General features: G+C 65.3%; 22 protein-coding genes. 9 read left to right on the top strand and 13 right to left on the bottom strand.

Annotated elements, in window-relative coordinates; translation table 11 throughout:
- Positions 1 to 154 precede the first annotated feature (154 nt).
- The 3 genes from ACNJYA_RS21650 (at position 155) to ACNJYA_RS21640 (ending at position 1,683) form a co-directional block, all read left to right on the top strand.
- The gene (locus ACNJYA_RS21650; RefSeq protein ID WP_172786455.1) at positions 155 to 472 is read left to right on the top strand and encodes an ArsR/SmtB family transcription factor; all 318 of its coding nucleotides are present in this window, start codon (positions 155 to 157) and stop codon (positions 470 to 472) included.
- Positions 469 to 954: an SRPBCC family protein gene (locus tag ACNJYA_RS21645; RefSeq protein WP_439400706.1), complete on the top strand. Its 486-nt coding sequence runs from the start codon at positions 469 to 471 to the stop codon at positions 952 to 954. Before ACNJYA_RS21650 ends, ACNJYA_RS21645 begins: the two co-directional genes overlap by 4 nt.
- A gap of 117 nt (positions 955 to 1,071) precedes the next feature.
- A complete protein-coding gene (locus ACNJYA_RS21640; protein ID WP_439400705.1) occupies positions 1,072 to 1,683 on the top strand; it encodes a cupin in 612 nt (203 codons plus the stop codon).
- On the opposite strand, the gene ACNJYA_RS21635 is transcribed toward ACNJYA_RS21640, so the two are convergent.
- Both ACNJYA_RS21635 and ACNJYA_RS21630 read right to left on the bottom strand, forming a co-directional pair.
- Positions 1,671 to 2,372 carry a Crp/Fnr family transcriptional regulator gene (locus ACNJYA_RS21635; RefSeq protein WP_172786458.1) on the bottom strand — a complete coding sequence of 234 codons (702 nt, stop codon included), beginning with the start codon at positions 2,370 to 2,372 and terminating at the stop codon, positions 1,671 to 1,673. The genes ACNJYA_RS21640 and ACNJYA_RS21635 overlap by 13 nt on opposite strands.
- A gap of 17 nt (positions 2,373 to 2,389) precedes the next feature.
- Positions 2,390 to 2,629 (bottom strand): hypothetical protein, encoded by a 240-nt coding sequence (locus ACNJYA_RS21630; protein WP_172786459.1) that lies wholly within the window; start codon positions 2,627 to 2,629, stop codon positions 2,390 to 2,392.
- Between the two features lie 157 nt (positions 2,630 to 2,786).
- On the opposite strand from ACNJYA_RS21630, the gene ACNJYA_RS21625 reads away from it, so the two are divergent.
- The gene (locus ACNJYA_RS21625; RefSeq protein WP_172786460.1) at positions 2,787 to 3,524 is read left to right on the top strand and encodes a Crp/Fnr family transcriptional regulator; all 738 of its coding nucleotides are present in this window, start codon (positions 2,787 to 2,789) and stop codon (positions 3,522 to 3,524) included.
- Between the two features lie 10 nt (positions 3,525 to 3,534).
- On the opposite strand, the gene ACNJYA_RS21620 is transcribed toward ACNJYA_RS21625, so the two are convergent.
- From ACNJYA_RS21620 to lptF, 9 genes are all read right to left on the bottom strand, one after another.
- Complete coding sequence (locus ACNJYA_RS21620) at positions 3,535 to 4,254, bottom strand: Crp/Fnr family transcriptional regulator (protein ID WP_439400704.1); 720 nt, start codon at positions 4,252 to 4,254, stop codon at positions 3,535 to 3,537.
- 159 nt (positions 4,255 to 4,413) lie between these two features.
- Complete coding sequence (locus tag ACNJYA_RS21615) at positions 4,414 to 4,650, bottom strand: hypothetical protein (RefSeq protein ID WP_172786462.1); 237 nt, start codon at positions 4,648 to 4,650, stop codon at positions 4,414 to 4,416.
- Between the two features lie 74 nt (positions 4,651 to 4,724).
- Positions 4,725 to 5,783 (bottom strand): alcohol dehydrogenase, encoded by a 1,059-nt coding sequence (locus ACNJYA_RS21610; RefSeq protein WP_439400703.1) that lies wholly within the window; start codon positions 5,781 to 5,783, stop codon positions 4,725 to 4,727.
- A 23-nt stretch (positions 5,784 to 5,806) separates the two neighbouring features.
- Positions 5,807 to 6,664, bottom strand: a complete 858-nt coding sequence (rsmA, locus tag ACNJYA_RS21605; protein WP_439400702.1) for a 16S rRNA (adenine(1518)-N(6)/adenine(1519)-N(6))-dimethyltransferase RsmA — start codon at positions 6,662 to 6,664, stop codon at positions 5,807 to 5,809.
- Positions 6,664 to 7,701 (bottom strand): 4-hydroxythreonine-4-phosphate dehydrogenase PdxA, encoded by a 1,038-nt coding sequence (gene pdxA, locus ACNJYA_RS21600; protein WP_439400701.1) that lies wholly within the window; start codon positions 7,699 to 7,701, stop codon positions 6,664 to 6,666. Before pdxA ends, rsmA begins: the two co-directional genes overlap by 1 nt.
- Positions 7,701 to 8,636: a peptidylprolyl isomerase gene (locus tag ACNJYA_RS21595; RefSeq protein WP_172786466.1), complete on the bottom strand. Its 936-nt coding sequence runs from the start codon at positions 8,634 to 8,636 to the stop codon at positions 7,701 to 7,703. Before ACNJYA_RS21595 ends, pdxA begins: the two co-directional genes overlap by 1 nt.
- A 61-nt stretch (positions 8,637 to 8,697) precedes the next feature.
- Positions 8,698 to 11,184 carry an LPS-assembly protein LptD gene (locus ACNJYA_RS21590; protein ID WP_439400700.1) on the bottom strand — a complete coding sequence of 829 codons (2,487 nt, stop codon included), beginning with the start codon at positions 11,182 to 11,184 and terminating at the stop codon, positions 8,698 to 8,700.
- Positions 11,184 to 12,281 carry an LPS export ABC transporter permease LptG gene (gene lptG, locus ACNJYA_RS21585; protein ID WP_439363257.1) on the bottom strand — a complete coding sequence of 366 codons (1,098 nt, stop codon included), beginning with the start codon at positions 12,279 to 12,281 and terminating at the stop codon, positions 11,184 to 11,186. Before lptG ends, ACNJYA_RS21590 begins: the two co-directional genes overlap by 1 nt.
- Complete coding sequence (lptF, locus tag ACNJYA_RS21580) at positions 12,278 to 13,444, bottom strand: LPS export ABC transporter permease LptF (RefSeq protein ID WP_439363256.1); 1,167 nt, start codon at positions 13,442 to 13,444, stop codon at positions 12,278 to 12,280. Before lptF ends, lptG begins: the two co-directional genes overlap by 4 nt.
- A gap of 338 nt (positions 13,445 to 13,782) precedes the next feature.
- Here lptF and ACNJYA_RS21575 point away from each other — a divergent pair, with 338 nt between their 5' ends.
- From ACNJYA_RS21575 to ACNJYA_RS21565, 3 genes are all read left to right on the top strand, one after another.
- Positions 13,783 to 15,282 carry a leucyl aminopeptidase gene (locus ACNJYA_RS21575; protein ID WP_439363255.1) on the top strand — a complete coding sequence of 500 codons (1,500 nt, stop codon included), beginning with the start codon at positions 13,783 to 13,785 and terminating at the stop codon, positions 15,280 to 15,282.
- A gap of 6 nt (positions 15,283 to 15,288) precedes the next feature.
- On the top strand, positions 15,289 to 15,741 hold the full coding sequence (locus ACNJYA_RS21570) for a DNA polymerase III subunit chi (RefSeq protein ID WP_439363254.1): 453 nt from the start codon (positions 15,289 to 15,291) through the stop codon (positions 15,739 to 15,741).
- 149 nt (positions 15,742 to 15,890) lie between these two features.
- The gene (locus ACNJYA_RS21565) at positions 15,891 to 16,379 is read left to right on the top strand and encodes a hypothetical protein (RefSeq protein WP_212257555.1); all 489 of its coding nucleotides are present in this window, start codon (positions 15,891 to 15,893) and stop codon (positions 16,377 to 16,379) included.
- 93 nt (positions 16,380 to 16,472) lie between these two features.
- On the opposite strand, the gene ACNJYA_RS21560 is transcribed toward ACNJYA_RS21565, so the two are convergent.
- On the bottom strand, positions 16,473 to 16,946 hold the full coding sequence (locus ACNJYA_RS21560) for a hypothetical protein (protein ID WP_439363253.1): 474 nt from the start codon (positions 16,944 to 16,946) through the stop codon (positions 16,473 to 16,475).
- A gap of 24 nt (positions 16,947 to 16,970) precedes the next feature.
- Positions 16,971 to 17,339 (bottom strand): antibiotic biosynthesis monooxygenase family protein, encoded by a 369-nt coding sequence (locus ACNJYA_RS21555; protein WP_212257557.1) that lies wholly within the window; start codon positions 17,337 to 17,339, stop codon positions 16,971 to 16,973.
- Positions 17,340 to 17,436: 97 nt separating this feature from the next.
- Here ACNJYA_RS21555 and ACNJYA_RS21550 point away from each other — a divergent pair, with 97 nt between their 5' ends.
- Positions 17,437 to 17,907, top strand: a complete 471-nt coding sequence (locus ACNJYA_RS21550; RefSeq protein WP_439363252.1) for a MarR family winged helix-turn-helix transcriptional regulator — start codon at positions 17,437 to 17,439, stop codon at positions 17,905 to 17,907.
- Positions 17,908 to 18,063: 156 nt separating this feature from the next.
- Positions 18,064 to 19,029 carry a tripartite tricarboxylate transporter substrate-binding protein gene (locus ACNJYA_RS21545; RefSeq protein WP_439363251.1) on the top strand — a complete coding sequence of 322 codons (966 nt, stop codon included), beginning with the start codon at positions 18,064 to 18,066 and terminating at the stop codon, positions 19,027 to 19,029.
- The last annotated feature ends 1 nt before the right edge of the window (position 19,030 follow it).

Below are 19,030 nucleotides of genomic sequence, written 5' to 3'. Positions count from 1 at the left end.
GGCGTTCGTTCCGCCGCCGGATGAGGCTCTTCAACACCAGGATCAGAGTTCCACGCCGCGACCTCAGCCGGTTGACATGATAATTAGTTTCTACTAATCATTAGTCACAGCTTATTATAGCTCGAACAGGCACGGCATCGGGCGGCGAGTTTCTATGGCTAAAGACAGCGCACAACTGGCTGCTCTCGGCGATCCGACCCGCAGGCGGATATTCGAGCTTGTCGGTGCACGGCCACGCACCGTCGCTGAGATCACGCGACAGCTGACAGTGTCCCAGTCGGCCGTCTCACAACATCTCAAGGTGCTGCGCGAATCTCGCTTGGTTCGTGCGGAGCCGAAGGGCGCCAGCAACGTCTATCACGTCGATCCAGCGGGGCTCGGCCAGATGCGCGCGTGGCTCGACCGGTTCTGGAGCGACACGCTGGCAGCCTACAAATTAGCCGTCGAAAAACCATCGGAGGGATCCAAATGAACACACGTGTATCGGCTGCGCCCGTAAAACATTCCATCGTCGTCGAGGCGCCGATCGAGCGCGCGTTCAAGGTCTTCACCGAAGACTTCGGCAGCTTCAAGCCGCGCGAGCACACTCTACTCGCCGTTCCCATTGCGGAAACTGTATTCGAGCCTCGCGTGGGCGGAAGCATCTATGATCGGGGGATCGACGGCAGCGAATGCCGCTGGGCACGCGTGTTGGCGTTTGAACCACCCAACCGAGTCCTCTTGAGCTGGGACATCAGCCCGCGCTGGCAAATCGAAACAGATCTCGCCAAGACGAGTGAATGGGAGGTCCGGTTCATTGCGGAGACACCAAGCCGGACCCGCTTGGAGCTGGAGCACCGTCACCTCGATCGGCATGGCGAGGGCTGGGAAGGCGTCCGCAGCGGCGTTGACAGTGATCAGGGTTGGCCGCTCTATCTGCGGCAGTTTGCCGAGCTGATTGCCGGCAAGGGTTGACGCGCCTTTCCAACGCCGCGTCATGATGAGCTGGAGAGGCCCTATCGAGCCTTGCCCCCGATTGGGCCTGGAAACTTCTCACCTCCGCAGCCGTTATGTCGCGGCTGAGGAGACGTCATGCCGGTCAAGGATCAGATCAAGAATTTCGCCAAGAAGCTGGTGGAGGAGCAGCCCGATGCGGCGACCCTGCGGGCGCTGGTGCGGGCCCGCAAGCCGACCGCCATGCACTTTCGCGATGACGGCATCGTGCCGAACAATCCGCGCTTCCCGGCGCTGCTCTATCGCCGGGCGGTGAAGCTGAACGGCCGGCGCTTTCCGCCCGAGGTCGTCATCGACACGCTGTTCGACACGAACGGCTGGGGCCGGTCGTGGCGCGACACCGTGTACGACTTCGCCCACTATCATTCGCAGATCCATGAAGTGATGGGGGTGGCGCGCGGTGCGGCGCGGATCGAGTGCGGCGGGATCAAGGGCCGCATCCTGAATGTGAAAGCCGGCGACGTTCTGGTGCTGCCCGCGGGCACCGGCCACCGGCTGATCGAGTCCAGCCGGGACTTTCTGGTCGTCGGAGCCTACCCGCAGGACGGCACCTATGACGAGTGCACCGACACGCGCCAGCGTCCTGACGCGGTCAAGCGCATCGCCAAGGTCCGCAAGCCGAAGACGGATCCCGTGCTGGGGAGCGACGGGCCGCTGCTCGCCGCGTGGCGGAGCGCTCAGCTCAGATAGTCCGGCGTGAAATCCGCCAGTCTGCGCAACTCGTCGGGCTGCAGCAGCTCGATCTCGCTGCCTTCCCAGGCGATGAACCCGCGATGCCTCAGCTCCTGGATGGTGCGATTGACGTGGACGATCGACAGTCCGCAGGCGTCCGCGACGTGCCGTTGCGTCATCGGCATCTGGAAACCGTTCCCTTTGACGAGGCCGACGACCGCCAGCCTTGCGGCCAGCTCGCAGATGAGGTGCGCGACCTTGGGCAACGCCGCCTGCGCGCCGAGGCGGGCGATCCATTGCCGGGAGATCGCCGCGTCGACCAGCGTCTCGCGCCAGAAGGCGCGGGTCAGGTGGATCGAGCTGTCGAGCAGCTGGCGGAGCTGGCTGTGGGCGACGGTGCCGACGATGGTCGGGCCGAGCCCCACGAGGTCCGCGTCCGTCGGCGAGACCAGCAGCGTGTGCAGGCACGGCATGTCGCCGGGAACATGGAAGGCGAGGGTCTGGCTGCGATCGCCGACGATGCGCGACTGGTACAGGAAGCCGCTGACGACGAAGACGCAGCGGGTCGCGGCCTCGCCCTGGCGCAGCACGATCTCGCCATCCGAGACCTGGCGCAGCGTGGACGGCAAGCCCGCGATCTGTCGGCGCTCGTCCTCGGACAGGCCTTCGATCGCTTGCAGACGGGCGATGAACTTCGGATGCGGCATGGGCCTCGCGTGCCGCTTCAGCCGTCCCGCGGCCCCGGCGCCTCGGCCAAGCGACGCGACAGTTTCGCAAGTGTCCCGTCGGAAACCGGCGCGGATCGGAACTCGAGGATGGCGCGGGCGAGCTCCTGATCCGACATCGGCCGGACCGGCTCCTTCAGCCTTCCCTTCAGCAAGGCATCGTTGATGCTGTCCAGATGCTCGCCCGCCTCGGATGCGAACAGGCGGCGGATGCGCTCCAGCAGAGTGGTACTTTTCATGAGAAGGCCGGCTCGTCCGAAATCGGGGGGATTGGTGTGGCTGCGATCGGGGCGTCGCAAGCCGGTTAGCAACCTGTGCTTCCGATCTGCGTTCTAGTCCGCTGAACGCAAGCCGGACGTATCATTTGATAGAACCGGCGCGATTATTGGCGGCCCCATGGAAAAAGCTCACGACGTGCTGATACGGAACCTCGGCGAGCACACCGCGCTCGCAGATGAGGATATGGCCGAGATTCGCGCGCTGACCTTGTTGCTGCGCGATTTCGCGCCCAACGAGGATTTCATCCGCCAAGGCGACGAACCCGAGCATTCCGCTTTGGTCGTCTCCGGCATGGTCGCCCGCTACCACCTGCTCGGCAGCGGGCGGCGGCAATATCTGGCGTTCCATCTCACCGGCGATCTCCCGGACGCGCAGGGGCTGTTCATCGACCAGATGGATCACGGGCTCAGTGCGCTCGGGCCGGCGTCGGTCGCGTTCATCCCGCACCGCGAATTGTTCATCGCGTTCCGGCGGCGGCCGACCTTCAGCCTCGCCGTCTGGCGCGAGACTCTGCGCGATGCCGCGATCTTTCGCGAGGCCATCACCAACAACAGCGCCCGGCCGATGCAGGCGCGCATGGCGCACCTGTTTTGCGAGCTGTTCTACCGCGCCCGCGCAGCGCAGCTGGTGCGCGGCAATCGTTGCCGCGTGCCGATCAGCCTCGCGCAACTCGGCGAGACGCTCGGCATGGCGATCGCGACGGTGAACCGGACCCTCGGCGATCTCAGGCGCAGCGGAGCGATGGATCTTCGTGACGGCGAACTGGTCGTGCTGAAATGGCGCGAGCTGCAGCGGCTCGGCGATTTCAGTCCGGCCTATCTGCATCTGAAGCGGCAGTCGCCGCCGCTTGGGTGAGTCGGAGGCGTCAACCCTCCGCGGTTGCCGCTCCACCACGCACCTCGTCAAAATGCTTCTTCACCCAATCGTTGCAGCAGCAGGCCCTTGCTTCGAGCGCTGCTGCATCGAGGATCAGGATGGCGCCGCGGCGGGTCGCGAGGATGCGCCGCGCCTTGAACATCTGGATGACGCGGCTGGCATAGCTGCGGGAGACGCCCAGCATGCCGGCGAGCTGCTCGTGCGTGAGGGGAAGCTCGGCTCCGCCGATATGTTCATGCGCGGAGATGATCCACTTGGCGGCACGCTGCTCGATCGAATGCGCGGCGTTGCAGGCCGCGGTCTGCAGCAGCTGCGCGAACTGGCAGTCGGCATAGCGCGCGAAGGCCTCCTGGAGTGTCGCCGACCTCTGCTGCGCCTGCTCGAGCGCGCGCAGCGGCAGCCGCACCAGGGTGCCGCCGAGCTTCACGATCATGCGCGAATAGGCGAGCGAAGGGCTGCGGCCGGCGGCGATGCCCACCGCGCCCTCGCGCCCGACCAGCAGGCTTTCCACCTCGCGATCGTCCTCGACCGGTACGGCGAACGACACCAGCGCGGGCCCGCATGGAAAATGGACCGCGGCGACATCGTCGCCGGCGTGATGCAGGACGTGGCTCGCCTCGAGTTCGACCGGCTGGAGGTGAGGCGCGAGCAGCTCGAAATCCGGATCATTGAGCTGCCGGAGCAGATCGTTCTGGGGCCGACCGGTCACATCGTGTTCTCTTGGGCGGGCCGGGAATCGGCGCCAGCGGCAAACCTACGTTTCCGCGGCGGAACCGACGGTTCCAAAGTGCACACAACGGGCGGTCGGACGTTGAAAACTACAGCACGACGTCGTGTGCTTCAGCTGGCTGGACGGCAGCGAGGATCGTCAGCCGCAGCGGACTTCGCGATCCCCCGCCAGTCGGCCTTGTGCCGCAGCCGCGCGGTAAGCGTCGATCGCCTTGTTGGCGAGCATCAATTGCCGGCGCTCACCGGTTCGAAGCTGGGCCTCGATGGCGTCGAGCAGGAAGTTCGCGCTCGCGTCCGGCGGCCCGAGCTCGCCGCTCTTCTCCAGGCAGCTCCAGGCGATGAAGAACGCGCTTTCGACGGTGCAACGGATCGACATGCGCAGCCAACGCGGCGCGGCCGCAGGCGTTCCGTGCGACGGGCGAGACTTGCGTCGGACCCGCCGCGCTGTTGTCAGTTCTTCAGCACGATGCGGCCGACGACCTTGCCGGCGCGCAATTCGTCGATCCATTTCTGCACGTCGCCCATCGGCTCCTCGCGCATCGGCGTCGGCTTGATCTTGCCGGCGCGGGCGAGCGCCATCAGCTCGTGGGCTTCGGCGAGCGTGCCGACCATGAAACCTTCGATGGTCATGCGCTTGTACACCCATTGCACCATCGGCAGCGTGAACTGGCCGCCCATCAGGCCGGACACCACGATCTTGCCGCCACGCGCGGCAACCGCGACGGCAAAGGCCATCGACTTCTCGTTGCCGGCGAAATCGACGATCTCGTCGAAGCCGCCCTCGGTCTCCTTCAGGATGCGCTTGATGACGTCGGGCTCGGCCGGATCGTAGGCCACCGCGGCACCGTTCTTGAGTGCGGTCTCGCGCGCGGCCGGCGAGAGTTCGGCGACCGTGATCGGCTGCTTGAACATCGCCTGCGCGAACGACAGGCCCATCATGCCGACGCCGCCGAGGCCGATCAGCAGCAAATTGCGTTGGCGTGGCCGGTCGACCAGGCGCTTGAGCGCGCCATAGGCGGTGACGCCGGAGCACATCAAGGTCGCGGCCTGGTTGACGGGCAGGGGATCGTAGTCGAGCAGGTACTTTGCGTCGGGGACCAGAACGTGGGTGGCGAAGCCGCCGTCGATGGAGACGCCGAGGAAGCGCTGCTTGACGCAGAGGTTCTCGTCGCCATTGGCGCAATCGCGGCACTGACCGCAGCCGATCCACGGAAACACCGCCTTCTTGGCGCCGACGAGGCTGGAGGGAACATCGGGGCCGACCTCGTCCACGACGCCGGCGATCTCGTGGCCGAGCGTGAAGGGCAGCGTCATGCCGCGCGTGGTGTCGAGCTTCCTGCCGCCGCCGAGATCGGCATAGCCGTCCTGGATGTGGAGATCGGAGTGGCAGAGGCCGCAGCGCTCGATGCGGACCAGAACCTCGGCGCCTTTCGGCTTCGGCGTGTCGACGATGGTCTCGCACAAGGGCGCATCGAACTTGACCAGGGACTGCCGACGCATCAACGCCATTTTCTTTCCTCCGGAATTCTTGGTTACTCGGCTTCGCTGCGTATATCCGCCAATTCACGGGCCATGGCAACAAAGCCGGAGATGGGAATGGTCTCGGCGCGCCGCGTCGCATCGACGCCGGCGGCTTGTGCTAGCCGCGCCGGATCGACACCGAGCGATTTGAGGCTTTGCCGCAGCATCTTCCGGCGCTGGCCGAACGCGGCGGCGGCGACCTGCTCGAGCAGCCTGCGATCACACGGCAGCGGCTCCGGCCGCGGCTTGAGGCGCACGACGGAGGACGTGACCTTCGGCGGCGGCACGAAGGCCGACGGCGCAATGTCGAACAGGATCTTGGTCTCGCAGCGCCAATTGGCGAGCACGCCGAGCCGGCCATAGGCCTCCTCGTCCTCGCGCGCGACGATGCGCTCGCCGACCTCGCGCTGGAACATCAGCACCATCATCTCGTACCAGGGCGGCCAGGGCTCGGTAATGAGCCAGTTGATCAGAAGCTGTGTCGCGATGTTGTAGGGCAGGTTGGCGACGATTTTTGCTCTTTCACCATTGAGCAGCGGGCGCGGATCGAAGGTCATGGCATCGCCATGCACGATCTCGAGCCTGTCAGGATAGCGCGCGGCAATATCCTGCAAGGCCGGGATCGCGCGCTCGTCGTGCTCGATGGCGATGACGCGTCTCGCGCCGAGCGCGAGCAGCGCGCGCGTCAGGCCGCCGGGACCAGGGCCGATCTCGACGATCGTGGAATCTTCCAGCGGTGCCGCCGCGCGCGCGATGCGGGCGGTGAGATTGAGGTCGAGCAGAAAATTCTGGCCGAGCGATTTGCGCGCCGACAGTGCGTGCTGGCGAATGACCTCGCGCAGCGGCGGGAGGTCGTCGATCGCGCTCATCAGCTTTGCGACGCCGCCATGCGGCTCGCAAGCTTGAGCGCGGCGATCAGGCTCGCCGGATTGGCCTTGCCGGTGCCGGCGATGTCGAAGGCGGTGCCGTGATCGGGCGAGGTGCGGATGAAGGGTAGTCCGAGCGTGACGTTGACGGCGTCGTCGAAGGCGACGGTCTTGATCGGGATCAGCGCCTGGTCGTGATACATGCAGACCGCGCAATCATAGGTTCGTCGCGCCGCCTCGTGGAACATGGTGTCGGCGGGCAGCGGACCCCTGGCCTCGATGCCGTCGTTGCGCAGCACTTTCAGCGCCGGGGCGATGACGGTCTGCTCCTCGTGGCCGAGCGACCCGTCCTCGCCGGCATGGGGATTGAGGCCGGAGATCGCGATGCGCGGCGTTGCGATGCCGAAGCGGGATTTCACCTCGGCGGCGACGATGCGGACGGTCGAGACGATCAGCTCGCTGGTGAGCTCTCCCAGCGCATCGCGCAGCGAGACGTGGATGGTCACCGGCACGACGGCGAGCTGCGGCGACCACAGCATCATCACCGGCTGCGGCACGCGGCCGCTCTCCGCGGCGAGCTCGGCGAGGAATTCGGTGTGGCCGGGATGACGGAAGCCGGCGCGGTAGAGCACGCTCTTGGCGATCGGGTTGGTGACGACGGCGCCGGCACGGCCTGCGCGCACGTCGATGACCGCCTGCCGGATCGAAGCGAGTGCGGCCGGCGCGCTGGATGAATCGGGCTTGCCGGGCTCGGCTGTGGCGCGCTCGCCGGTCGCGACCACGGGCAGGGCATCCTTGAAGGCGGACGTCGCCTCTCCGGGGCTCACCGCGGCAATCCTGATGTCGGTGCCGAGCGCCTTGGCGCGGCGCGCGATCAGCGCCTCGTCGCCGAGCAGATAGAAGGCGGGCAGGTTGAGCTCGGCCCGGCTGCGCCAGGCTGCGATCGTGATGTCGGGACCGATGCCGGCGGGCTCTCCCAGGGTGAGGGCAAGGGGCTTGGCTGCGGACCTGGTGGAGGGCTCTGGGTGGGGCTTGGCCATCAGCGGTTGCGATATTCGATCATCGCCGCCTTGCGGAGCTCGTCGAGATAGGCCTTCTGCGTCTTCTCGTACTTCTCCTGATACATCTTCTCGCGGACCTCACGCTTCTTCGGCGTGTCGATCATGGTCGGCTTGCGCGAGCACAGCACCACCATCTCGATGCCGTTCTTGGTCATCTCGGGCGCGGTCAGATGGCCGATCGCGGTGTCGTCGAGCACCTTGCGCAGCGGCTCGGGCAGCTCGGCGGTGGTCTTGGTGACGGCGTCGCGGATGGTGGCGTTCGGGGTCGAGCGGAACAGCGAATTGGCCTCCTCGCAGCTCCCGACGCGGGCGCGATAGGACTCGGCTTCTTTCTTCCGGGTTTCCAGGAACGCCGCCGACGAGCCGCGCGGCACGATCAGCACGATCGGCTGCATCTTGTACTCGATGCCCTCGACCTGCAGCTTATCGCCGGTCTGCGCCTGCACGGCCTGCGCGACGTCGCGCTCGCCGACCAGCAGCTTCTCCTTGAAGCGGCCGCGCACGAGGCTGCCCCAGACCATCTCGGCCCTCATGCGGCTCTTCAGCGTCTCCGAGCGGACACCCTTGGTTTCGAGCGTCTTGGTGAGCTGGTCCGGTGTGATGCGCATGCGCTGCGCCATGCCGTCATAGGACTGGTTGATGTCGGACACGCCGGGATCTACGCCGTACTTCTTGCCTTCCTTGATCTTCACCTTGTCGTCTATCAGCTCGTTGATGACCTCCTGCCGGCTCGGGGTCTTCTGCGTCGTCAGCTGGTCGAGCTTGGTGCGCTGCTCGATGTCGAAATCGGTGATGGGATCGCCGTTGACCATCACGACGATGTTTTGCGCGCGCGACGGTGAGGGCAGGGCGGCCAACATCAGTCCGGCACCGATGGCGAGAAGGAGGCGGAAGATAGGCAATGGCGTCGTCATGATGTCGCTCGCATGTCGACCGCGTTGAGATAGGGCAAACGCGGCCGACACTTTAAACTGTTCACTGGAGGCCGGCGGAACTGCTGCTCGTCGACGAGTTCGCCAGCGTGCGCAGGCCGATTTGGAACATGAACGCGTGGCTCAGCGTGGGCGGTGCGGTGCCCGCGGAATAGCTATACGAAGTTACGTAATTCGCCGCCAGCACGAAGCAATCGTCGACATAGCCGGCACCGAGCACATATTGGTTGATCTTGTTGGCCTCGAGGTCCCAGCGCGCCGAGCCCGACACCACCCAGTTGGTCGCGACCTTCAGCGAGCCCGTCGTCAGGATGCCCTCGCGGCGGGTCAGATAGCCCAATTCCGGCTGGGCTGCGTAATTGCCGTACAGCACGCTGACCGACCAGCGATTGAAGTTGGCGCGGCCTTCCGCCTCGAAGCGCTGCACGTTCCAGGTCTGCTCGTCCATGCGGGAGCGGACGCTGAACGTGTAGGTGCTGTTCGGCGAGTAGCTGGCGCTGGTGACGTAATCGGACCGCGGCTTGTCGAGGCCGGAGTTCAGGCCGGTGTTGATGGCATCCTGGACCGCGAAGGAGTTCAGGCCGAACAGGTGGTAGGACTGGCCGAACAGCACCTTGACGGCGCCGCCCCTGTCGAACTGCGTGGTGGACTGCACGCCGACATTGGCGCGCCCGCCGCCCTCGACACGGTCGTAGCCGGAGAACTTGTCGACGTTGAACAGGTTCGCGGCGTCGAACACCAGGCTCTGGGCGTCCTCGTTCGGTAGCCTGCCGGCATAGGTCTCGTTCGGGCGGATGATGATCTGCGCGATCGGCTCGAGCGTGGTCGAGCCCCAGGGCTGAACGTTGATGAACGGATAGCGGTACTCGAGGCCCACGGTCGGCATCAGGCGGAACGCCTCGGTGTCGCCGACGGGCAGGTAGTTCGACACGCCGGGCTGGTTGGAGACCGAGGATTTGATCGCGTCGGCGCGCAGGCTCGCGAACGGCGTCCAGATCTGGCCGAACGGGTCGGTGAAGGACTTGCGCCACTGCGCTTCCGCCGAGAGGCGGGTGTAGGTGCCGGGGAAGCCGCGCAACAGGCACTGCGCGGGCATCCGCGCCAGCGGATCGGCCGATGCCGTGGTGCACAGGCCGTTGGTGTTGGCGAGCGTCGTGATCGGGTCGAACACCGCATCGTCGCGCGACAGGTTCACGAAATTGGTCTTGTAGCTGAACTCGCCGCCGAAGACGGGATAGTTGAGCACGTTGGAGTAGTCGATCACCGGGTAGACGATCGGCACCTGGCTCTGGTTGCCCGAATAGCTCAGCCAGTACATCGTGCGCGCATCGAAGAAGCTGCGGTTGCCGACGCCGGTCAGATAGAGCTGCGACAGCGCTTCCGTCGGCAGCAACAGGAACGAGCCGAGCGGATCGCGGTATTGATAGAGCCGATAGTCCGAGAAGAAATAATAGTCGGACATCAGGACGCCGTCCCAGCCCCAGACCCATTTGTCGTTCAGCGCGAACTGACCCTTGGTGTCGATGGCGCCGCGGAACTCGCGGTCGCCGGGCTGCCCGGCGAATGCTCCGGGATCGAGCTGGTAGATGCCGTAGGCGCGGATCTGGTAGGCGCCGTCGATCAGGCGCTGGCGGAATTCGCCCTGCAGCAGCGCGCCTTGCCGCGACAAGAAGCGCGGGGTGATGGTTGCGTCCATGTCGGGCGCGATCGCCCAGTAATAGGGAACCTCGACGCCATAGCCCGTGTTCGTCGTGCCGGAAATATAACCCGGCATCAGGAAGCCGGATTTACGCTTCACGGTGGGGTCGGGGGTCGAGAAATAGGGCATGTAGGCGAGCGGCACGCCGAAGAATTCGAGCTGCGCCGTCTCGAAATACAGCATCTTCTCCTGCTGATCGTGGATGATGCGGGCACCCTTGACCTGCCACAGCGGCGGCTTCTTCGGATCCTCCTTACACGGCGCGCAGGCCGTGTAGACGCCGTTCTCGAACACCGTGTAATTGCCGCTGGAGCGGTCGGCGCGGCTCGCGGCCATACGGGTTTGATCGGCCGTGTCCACGCGCAGCGAATCGACGAAACCGTCGCGGTAATCGTCGGAGAGATCCATGATCTCGGCATAGGTGATCTTGCCGTCGGCATCCGTCATGCGGATGTTGCCTTCGGCATGCAGCCGCTTGGTCTTCTGGTCGTAGATGACCCGGTCGGCCTCGACGCTCGTGCCGTTGTAGAACAGCTGCACGTTACCGACGGCGGAGACGCGCGAATTGTTGTAGTCGTAGTCGACCTCGGTGGCCTGAACCAGCATCTGGTTGTCGTTGGGGGCCCTCGGCGGCTTCGGACGCGGCGGCAGCGGATTGTAGGTGAAGCTCTGGGCCTTAGCCGGCGCCACGGCAGCGTCGATCAAGCCGCCCAGCGAGGCAGCCGCGACGACGGCAAGCAGGAGCCTGCGGACGGACAAGCCGCACCCGTTCGCGCGCACCAATGTGCGCCGCGTCAAACGAGACACGAGCCCTCGGCGGACGGCAGTCACTATCCGTCCTCCTGATAGAGCAAGGCCAAAAAGCCGGTGAGGCCGCCCACCACAACGGGCAACCACGCCGCAGCGATCGGATGCATCAACTCAGCCTTGCTCAAGTCCTCAGTTACTTTCGACAGAACGTAGAGCAGAAAGCCTGCGCCCACGCCACTCAAAACCATCTTCTGCACGCCGCCCATCCGGAAGAAGCGCAACGACACGGAGGCCGCGAGCATCACCATGGCTGCGAGCAAAAACGGCTGTGCCAGAAGCTTCTGATACTGGAGTCGGTATCCGGCTGTCGCGAAGCCCGAGCTCTCGGAGGAGCGGATGTAGCTCGGTAGTTGCCAAAAGGACACAGTCTCGGGGGTGGAAAAGCTGTTGCGGACCTGCGCCTCGGTCAGCGTAGTCGGTATCTCAAGAACGGGCTGGTCGATCGGCGGTCCGTCCAGCGAGAAGCGGCGGACGCTCTTGAACAGCCAGCGGCCCGACTCCAGCGTCGCCTCGCGCGCCTCGACCCGCTCCTTGAAGTGCTGGTCCTGGTCGAACCGGAACAGCGTCAGCCCGGTGAGCCGGATGCCCTGCTGCTCGCTGCGCGCCGCATTGATGATGGTCTGGCCGTCGTTGGTGAGCTGGTTGAGCCAGAAGCCGGAGGCGTCCTGAATGCCGCCGCCGGGCGCCGAGCCGAACAGCTCGGCCTCCATGCGCTTGGACCGCTCGCGCAAATTGGCCGACATCGGATTGTAGGCGACGGTGGCGATCACCCCGATCAGCAGCGCACTGCCGAGCGCCGGCGAGATGAACTGCCAGGCGGAAATGCCCGCCGCGCGCGCCACCACGAGCTCGAGCCGGCGGGAGAGGGCGAGATAGCAGGTCATGGCGCCGATCAGCATGCAGAACGGCGTCAGCTTCTCTAGCAGTTGTGGCACCCGGAACAGCGAGGTCTCGGCCACCATGATCGCGGAGGCGGAGGCGAGCCCTGAGGTCTTGCGTACCATCTCGATGTAATCGACCAGCACCAGCAGCAGGAAAATGCCGCCGAAGACGCCGAGCGCGGCGACCACGAAGCGGCCGGCGAAATAGCGCCCGAGTGTGTTGGTGAGCATGCTCATGCGGTGGCCGGACGTCCGAACAGCCGCGCGATCCGTGCGTTCGACCTGTTGATAGCCTCCATCAGGCCGGGAGGCGCTTCGACCACGACGCCGCCGATGATCATCCACAGCCCAGCGCCGATCGCGCCGAAGACCATCGCATATTGGACCAGCACCGGGCTCGGCGACTTCACCGCCATCACCGAGCAGGCAAAGCCGGCCATGCGCAGGCCGAACACCGCGACGATCGACGAGGCGATCGAGAAGTTGCGGCTCTGGCGGGTGGTGCGCGGCGCTCCGAGGAAGGCAAAGGTCAGCACCGCAAAGGCGAAGGGATAGACCGGCGCGAGCAGGCTGTCGTGCAGGGCCGCGCGGAACTGCCCGGGAATCTCCTTGTAGACGGGATCGGTCTCGGATGGCCAGAGCAGCTCCCAGAGATAGCGCTCGCGGATGCCGAGGGTGACGTCGCGGCCCTTCGAGAATTTCGACATGTCGAAGCCGTAGCGGCCGAAGGCCACCAGCGCCGGATCGCGCTTGCCCGCCTCGAAGCGCTGGAGATTGCCGGTCTCCAGCACCAGGAACGAGCCGGTCTCGTTCTTCACGACCTCGCCGCGCTCGGCGACGATCGAGACGCGCTCGTTCCGATCGCGCCGGTCGTCGATGAAGATGCCGGCAAGGATGCCGCCCGGCTGGCGTTCGCGAATCCGGATCGTGAGGTTCTCGTCGAGCCGGGCGAAGCGGCCGGGCTGCAGGATGTTGGTGAGCACGTCGGCGGTGATCTCGGCATCCCACTGCTTGATCCGCCGCATGCCGTCCGGGGCGAGATAGGCCGCGATGAAGGCGACCAGCAGGGCCACCACGCAGGTGGCGTAGAAGAACGGATAGAACAGCCGGAACGGCGAGAAGCCGGCGGCATTCATCACGATGATCTCGGAATCGGTCGCGAGCTTGTTCAGCGTGTGCGAGATCGCGATCATCAGCGCGATCGGCGAGATGATCAGGACCAGGGCCGGGATCACGAGGCTGGTGATGCCGAGGAAGGTGAGAATGGTCTGACCCTGGCTCGTCATCAGGTCGATGCCGCGCAACGCCTGCGTAATCCAGATCACGCCGGTGAGGCTGACCAGGACCAGCGCAAACGACGCCAGCGTCGTGCGGAAGATATACCTATCGATCGACCCCATGCGCTACCGCACGAACCCACCCAAGTCCCCAATGTCGACCAGAATTCCGGCGGTCCAACCAATCCCCGTCAGGGGATCCCCAAGGTCGGCCGACAGCTCTTCCGGCGGTTCATTCTCTCACTACCATCCCTTTGATCCGTCAACAAAATGGCTGCCCCGTGGCACCCTCATTATATGGTTAATATTTCGGGCGTTGTGGCCCCGCGGCCACGGCGGCGCTTGGCATCGGGCTGGCCGCTGGCCCATAGTGGGGGAAGCCTCAGTGAATCGCCGTTCAGCTCCGGCTTGTGCTCGGACCCCCGAACGACGAAAAACCCCATGTTTTGGAGGAGTTATCCATGTCCGATGCCATCAAGGTCGGCTTTGTCCCGTTGTCTGCCGCCCCCCGTGGCATCCTGGTCGTGTTTTGCGACGACGGCCTGAAGCTCGGCCCGGCGACGGCCAAGGCGCTGGGTGGCGCTGCCGACATCGTGAAGCGCGCGGCGGCCGCGGCCGCCTTCAAGGGCAAAAGCGGGGCCGCGTTGGACATTCTGGCACCGGAGGGGGTGAAGGCGACCCGGCTGATCGTGATCGGCGCCGGCAAGGCGACCGGCCTCAAGGCGAATGATTTCCTCAAGTTCGGCGGGGTGGCCGCCAGCAAGCTGCCCGTCGGCACCAGCGCCATGACCGTCCTCGCGGAACTGCCGGGTGGCGCCATGACGAGCGAGCAGGCGGTTGCGATCGCCTCGGGCCTGCGCTTACGCGCCTACAAGTTCGATCGCTACAAGACCAGGAAGAAGGACGGCGAGGAGGGCGGCGCGCGCGCCGACGTTTCGCTTGCGGTCGGCGATGCCGGTGCGGCGAAAAAGGCGTTCGCTGCGGCCGGCCACGTCGTCGACGGCGTGATCATCGCTCGCGACCTCGTCAACGAGCCGCCGAACGTGCTTTTCCCGGAGGAATTCGCCCGCAGAGCCGGTCAGCTGCGCAAGCTCGGGGTCAAGGTCGAGGTGCTCGACGTCAAGGCGATGCAGAAGCTCGGCATGGGCGCGCTGCTCGGCGTCGGCCAGGGCTCGGCGCGGCCGAGCCGCACCGTGGTCATGCGCTGGGACGGAGCCAAGAAGGGCGAGGCCCCGGTCGCCTTCGTCGGCAAGGGCGTCTGCTTCGACACCGGCGGCATCTCGATCAAGCCGGCCGGCAGCATGGAGGACATGAAGGGCGACATGGGCGGGGCGGCCTGCGTCGTCGGCCTGATGCATGCGCTCGCGGCGCGCAAGGCGAAGGTCAACGCGGTCGGCGCCATCGGCCTGGTCGAGAACATGCCCGACGGCAACGCGCAGCGGCCGGGCGACATCGTCACCTCGATGTCCGGCCAGACCATCGAGATCATCAACACCGATGCGGAGGGCCGCCTCGTGCTCGCCGACGTGCTCTGGTACGTCGCCAAGAAGGTGAAGCCTAAATTCATGGTGGATCTGGCGACGCTCACCGGCGCGATCATGGTGGCGCTCGGCACCGAGCATGCCGGCATGTTCTCCAACAACGACGAACTGGCCGACCGGCTGCTCACGGCCGGCATCGAGAGCGGGGAGAAGGTCTGGCGCATGCCGCTCGGCCCCGAATACGACAAGCTGATCGATTCCCAGTTTGCCGACATGAAGAACACCGGCGGCCGCCATGGCGGCTCGATAACCGCCGCGCAATTTCTGCAGCGCTTCGTCGACGGTGTGCCCTGGGCCCATCTCGACATCGCCGGCACCGCGATGGGCGCTCCGAAGACCGACATCAACCAGAGCTGGGGAAGCGGCTACGGCGTCCGCCTGCTCGACCGCCTGGTCGCCGACCATTACGAGCGCAAATGATCCGACATGACTGAAGTGCTGTTCTACCATCTGCAAAACATGACGGTGGAGAATGTGTTGCCGCCGTTGCTCGAGAAGTCGCTCGAGCGCGGCTGGCGCGTCGTGGTGCAGTCGACCTCGGAGGAGCGCGCCGACGCGCTCGACTCGCATTTGTGGACCTATCGCGACGATGCATTCCTGCCGCACGCGACATGGCGGGTGAACGATGTTGCCGACCAGCCGATCGTGCTGGCGATCGAGGGCGGCAATCCCAATGGGGCCAATGTCCGCTTCCTGGTCGACAACGCCGCGCTGCCGGAGGACGCACAGGGCTACGAGCGCATGGTCCTGCTGTTCAACGGCGACGATCCCGACGCGCTTGCGCTCGCTCGCACGGCCTGGACGGATTGCAAGGCGCGGGGATTTGATGTCACCTATTGGCAGGCCGACGACCGGGGCCGGTGGCAGAAACGCAATTAGCCGCAATTAATGATAATTTGCACTTTTCGGGCGATGCTGGCTTCGGCCACCTTCGTGCCGCAAAGGGATGTTGGGACAAACGCTTAGGGCTGGTCCTTCACGCGGGGAATTAGTTTATCGTGCGACATCAAAAGCTTCCCGGCTCGCTCATGATTGCGCTCGTTGCCGTAGCACCGCTGGTCGCGGGCTGCTCGGGCGGCACCGACCTGCTGTCGAAGGACGCCGAATGGTTCCAGAAGCCCGGCCGTCTCTTCATCAAGAACATCTCGATCGAATCGCCGCCGCTGACCCCGGACAAGCCGGTCGGAGCTGAGGATCTCGTCAGCGCCGACGGCGCCTGTCCCGGCATGGCGCCGCCGCCCGGACCCGCCGATGCCAATGCCTCGACGACCGCGCCGATGGGCGGCACGGTCGCGCTCGGCCACACCGAATGCGACGTGGTGCGCGGCATCGGCGCGCCCTCGAGCATCAATCTCTCCAACGATGCCGCCGGCCGCCGCGTCGCCGTGGTCACGTGGACGACTGGTCCGCGCGCGGGCGTCTACACGTTCACCGCTGGACGTCTGTCCTCGATCGAAGGCAATCCGGACCCGCAGCCGATGCCGAGGGCGGCCAAGCCGAAGAAGAAGCACGCGTAGTCGGGGATCGCCTGCGCCGCAGTGAAACGGAAGAGTCTCCGATCCAGGAGGTGAGCGGGGCGGACCCGATGCAAAGCCGGCTTGGCGGCGCGCTCAGAGGATCGGCTTGGTGTTGAAGCGATCGGGCTGGCGAGCGCGGAAACGGCCCTTCATCTTGAAGCCGTCGCGCATGTTGAGGCCGAGAAGGGCGATGTTCATCGCGCCGGCAAACAATTCGAGAGTCTGCACCGCGTAGAACGTGGTGTCGAACTCCGCGGCCTTCGCCTTGGAGGCAAGAAACAACGCGGCGGGAATCAGAACCAGGATGCCGTTGCCGGCGATGAACGGCATGCGCTTGATCTTCGCACCGATCAGGCCGGCGCGCCGCTGCTGTGCCAAGACGAATCCCGAACCTCCCGTCGCCGCGAGCATCGGAATGAGCAACAGGAAGCCCCACGGTATGGCGGTCTTCACCATGGCGATGGTCTGGTGTGACGCAAATAGCTCGGTGAGAGCCGTGGAAAGCCAGAAGGTCGCAATGGTCGTCAGTGCGACCGCTCCCGCGATTGGGTGGATGATCCTGGTCATCGGGTCTGCCGTTCTCGAAGCGGGCTACGCGACGCAAATGCCGGGCACCGCGACCTTCTCGAACAGGTGCGGGGAGGCGACGGCGGATGCGGGGTAGGCCGAGATCTTCGACCTGAACTCGGGGTGCGTGAACGCAGCCCGGAAGTCGGCGGTCGTCTGCCAAACCGCATAGTTCAGATACGTGGGGCTTTCGCCAATTGCTCGGTGAAGCTGGGTGGAGATGAAGCCCGGCTGCCGCTTCATGAAGGCGGCATCGTCTTGCCAGATTTGGAGAAAGCTTTGTTCATCGGCCTTGTCGAGCGTGAACAGATTCACCAGCACCACGGGGCCGGTGTCGATGCCGAGCTGGCGCTCGATGGGACAGTCAGGATCCAGTGGGCGTAGGCGCGCCATGACGAACTCCGTCGAGATGGTTTTATGATGTCAATGTGGTACTATGGATAATCTAGTAATTTGACATCATGATGTCAATAACTGTCTATGGTGACGGATGCGAAAATTCCAACGAACGCCGGCCGGCGATGCCCTGACCGACCTCATGCTTGACTTGTTCCGGCTGAACAGCCTGCTTTTGACCGCTGGCGACCGCTTGGTGGCCCGGCTCGGGCTCACCAGCGCCCGCTGGCAGATTCTCGGCGCCATCGTGCAGGCGGAGCGGCCCCAGCCGGTGGCCTGGCTCGCCCGCGATCTGGGCGGCAATCGTCAAAACGTGCAGCGGATCGTCAACGACCTCCATGCGGAAGGCCTCGTTGCTTTCGAGGCCAATCCGCACCACCGCCGAGCGCAGCTCGTCGTCCTGACCGACAAGGGGCGCCGTGCTTTCGATGCCGCCATGGCCCTGCAGATGCCGTGGGTCAACAGCCTTTCCGAAGGGCTGTCGGTCAAGGATCTGCAAACGGTTCATCGCGTCGTCGCGGCACTACGGGCGAAGCTCGAGAGCGAAGCCGAGGCGCAGACGTAGCGCTGGGCAAGCGCCAAGGTCACGCGCGGTCACACCGAAATGCGATGTGATCGGCATCGGTGTGCCCTCGACCGCTGCAATGTTCCTGCTGACGTCGCTATGGCCGCGCGCGCCTGAATGCGCTTTGATGGCGCAAACAACAATCCGGAGGAAACTATGCGGTACATTGCCCTCGTATCGGCGCTGCTTCTGCCGCTCAGTGCGGCATTCGCCCAGGACTATCCGACCAGGCCCATCACCATGCTGGTGCCATTCGCCGCGGGCGGGCCGACCGACACCATCGCCCGGCTGACCGCGGCGGGCATGGCGAAATCCCTGGGACAGCAGGTCATCGTCGAGAACGCGACCGGCGCCGGCGGCACCATCGGCACGACCCGGGCCGCGCGCGCCCAGCCGGACGGCTACACGCTGCTGATCCATCACGTCGGCATCTCGACCGCCGCGACGCTCTACCGCAATCTCAGCTACGACACCAAGACGGCCTTTGCGCCGATCGGGCTCGTCACCAACGCGCCGATGACCATCATCGCGCGCCCCGACTTCCCGGCCGATACGCTCAAGGACCTGGTCGCCTACGCCCAGCAGCAGGGCGACAAGCTGACCTATGCCAATGCCGGCTTGGGTGCGGCCTCGCATCTCTGCGGCATGCTGTTCATGACCGCGATCCAGAAGCAGCTCACCACGGTGCCTTACAAGGGTAACGGCCCGATCATGAACGATCTGCTCGGCAAGCAGATCGATCTCACCTGCGATCAGGCGACCAACACCACGGGGCCGATCACGGCCAAGCAGGTCAAGGCCTACGCGATCACCACCAAGGAACGGCTGAAGAGCCTGCCGGATCTGCCGACCGCCGACGAGGCCGGCCTCAAGGGTTTCGAGCTTGGTGTCTGGCACGGCATCTATGCGCCCAAGGGCACGCCGCCGGCGATCGTTCAGAAGCTGACCGCGGCGCTGCAGACCGCGCTTAAGGATCCCGCGCTGATCGCCCGGTTCAACGACATCAACACCGAGCCGGTGCCGCAGGACAAGGCGACGCCGGAGGCGTTAGGTGCGATGCTGACGAGTGAGATCGACCGCTGGGCCCCGATCATCAAGGCGGCCGGGCAATACGCCGATTGAG

The organism is Bradyrhizobium sp. BLXBL-01, assembly GCF_051853025.1.
GTDB lineage: Bacteria > Pseudomonadota > Alphaproteobacteria > Rhizobiales > Xanthobacteraceae > Bradyrhizobium.
The sequence above is the reverse complement of the archived record's forward strand: the minus strand, read 5'-3'. Positions and strand labels throughout refer to the sequence as shown.

Excerpts from the sequence above, each read along its gene's own strand:
- lptF (WP_439363256.1), bottom strand. The coding sequence starts at position 13,444 with ATGGGGTCGATCGATAGGTATATCTTCCGCACGACGCTGGCGTCGTTT.
- ACNJYA_RS21550 (WP_439363252.1), top strand. The coding sequence starts at position 17,437 with ATGCGAAAATTCCAACGAACGCCGGCCGGCGATGCCCTGACCGACCTC.
- ACNJYA_RS21575 (WP_439363255.1), top strand. The coding sequence starts at position 13,783 with ATGTCCGATGCCATCAAGGTCGGCTTTGTCCCGTTGTCTGCCGCCCCC.
- ACNJYA_RS21560 (WP_439363253.1), bottom strand. The coding sequence starts at position 16,946 with ATGACCAGGATCATCCACCCAATCGCGGGAGCGGTCGCACTGACGACC.
- ACNJYA_RS21545 (WP_439363251.1), top strand. The coding sequence starts at position 18,064 with ATGCGGTACATTGCCCTCGTATCGGCGCTGCTTCTGCCGCTCAGTGCG.
- pdxA (WP_439400701.1), bottom strand. The coding sequence starts at position 7,701 with ATGGCCAAGCCCCACCCAGAGCCCTCCACCAGGTCCGCAGCCAAGCCC.
- lptG (WP_439363257.1), bottom strand. The coding sequence starts at position 12,281 with ATGAGCATGCTCACCAACACACTCGGGCGCTATTTCGCCGGCCGCTTC.
- ACNJYA_RS21650 (WP_172786455.1), top strand. The coding sequence starts at position 155 with ATGGCTAAAGACAGCGCACAACTGGCTGCTCTCGGCGATCCGACCCGC.
- ACNJYA_RS21635 (WP_172786458.1), bottom strand. The coding sequence starts at position 2,372 with ATGCCGCATCCGAAGTTCATCGCCCGTCTGCAAGCGATCGAAGGCCTG.
- ACNJYA_RS21615 (WP_172786462.1), bottom strand. The coding sequence starts at position 4,650 with ATGTCGATCCGTTGCACCGTCGAAAGCGCGTTCTTCATCGCCTGGAGC.
- ACNJYA_RS21610 (WP_439400703.1), bottom strand. The coding sequence starts at position 5,783 with ATGGCGTTGATGCGTCGGCAGTCCCTGGTCAAGTTCGATGCGCCCTTG.
- ACNJYA_RS21570 (WP_439363254.1), top strand. The coding sequence starts at position 15,289 with ATGACTGAAGTGCTGTTCTACCATCTGCAAAACATGACGGTGGAGAAT.
- ACNJYA_RS21565 (WP_212257555.1), top strand. The coding sequence starts at position 15,891 with ATGATTGCGCTCGTTGCCGTAGCACCGCTGGTCGCGGGCTGCTCGGGC.
- ACNJYA_RS21640 (WP_439400705.1), top strand. The coding sequence starts at position 1,072 with ATGCCGGTCAAGGATCAGATCAAGAATTTCGCCAAGAAGCTGGTGGAG.
- ACNJYA_RS21630 (WP_172786459.1), bottom strand. The coding sequence starts at position 2,629 with ATGAAAAGTACCACTCTGCTGGAGCGCATCCGCCGCCTGTTCGCATCC.
- ACNJYA_RS21595 (WP_172786466.1), bottom strand. The coding sequence starts at position 8,636 with ATGACGACGCCATTGCCTATCTTCCGCCTCCTTCTCGCCATCGGTGCC.
- ACNJYA_RS21645 (WP_439400706.1), top strand. The coding sequence starts at position 469 with ATGAACACACGTGTATCGGCTGCGCCCGTAAAACATTCCATCGTCGTC.
- ACNJYA_RS21625 (WP_172786460.1), top strand. The coding sequence starts at position 2,787 with ATGGAAAAAGCTCACGACGTGCTGATACGGAACCTCGGCGAGCACACC.
- ACNJYA_RS21555 (WP_212257557.1), bottom strand. The coding sequence starts at position 17,339 with ATGGCGCGCCTACGCCCACTGGATCCTGACTGTCCCATCGAGCGCCAG.
- rsmA (WP_439400702.1), bottom strand. The coding sequence starts at position 6,664 with ATGAGCGCGATCGACGACCTCCCGCCGCTGCGCGAGGTCATTCGCCAG.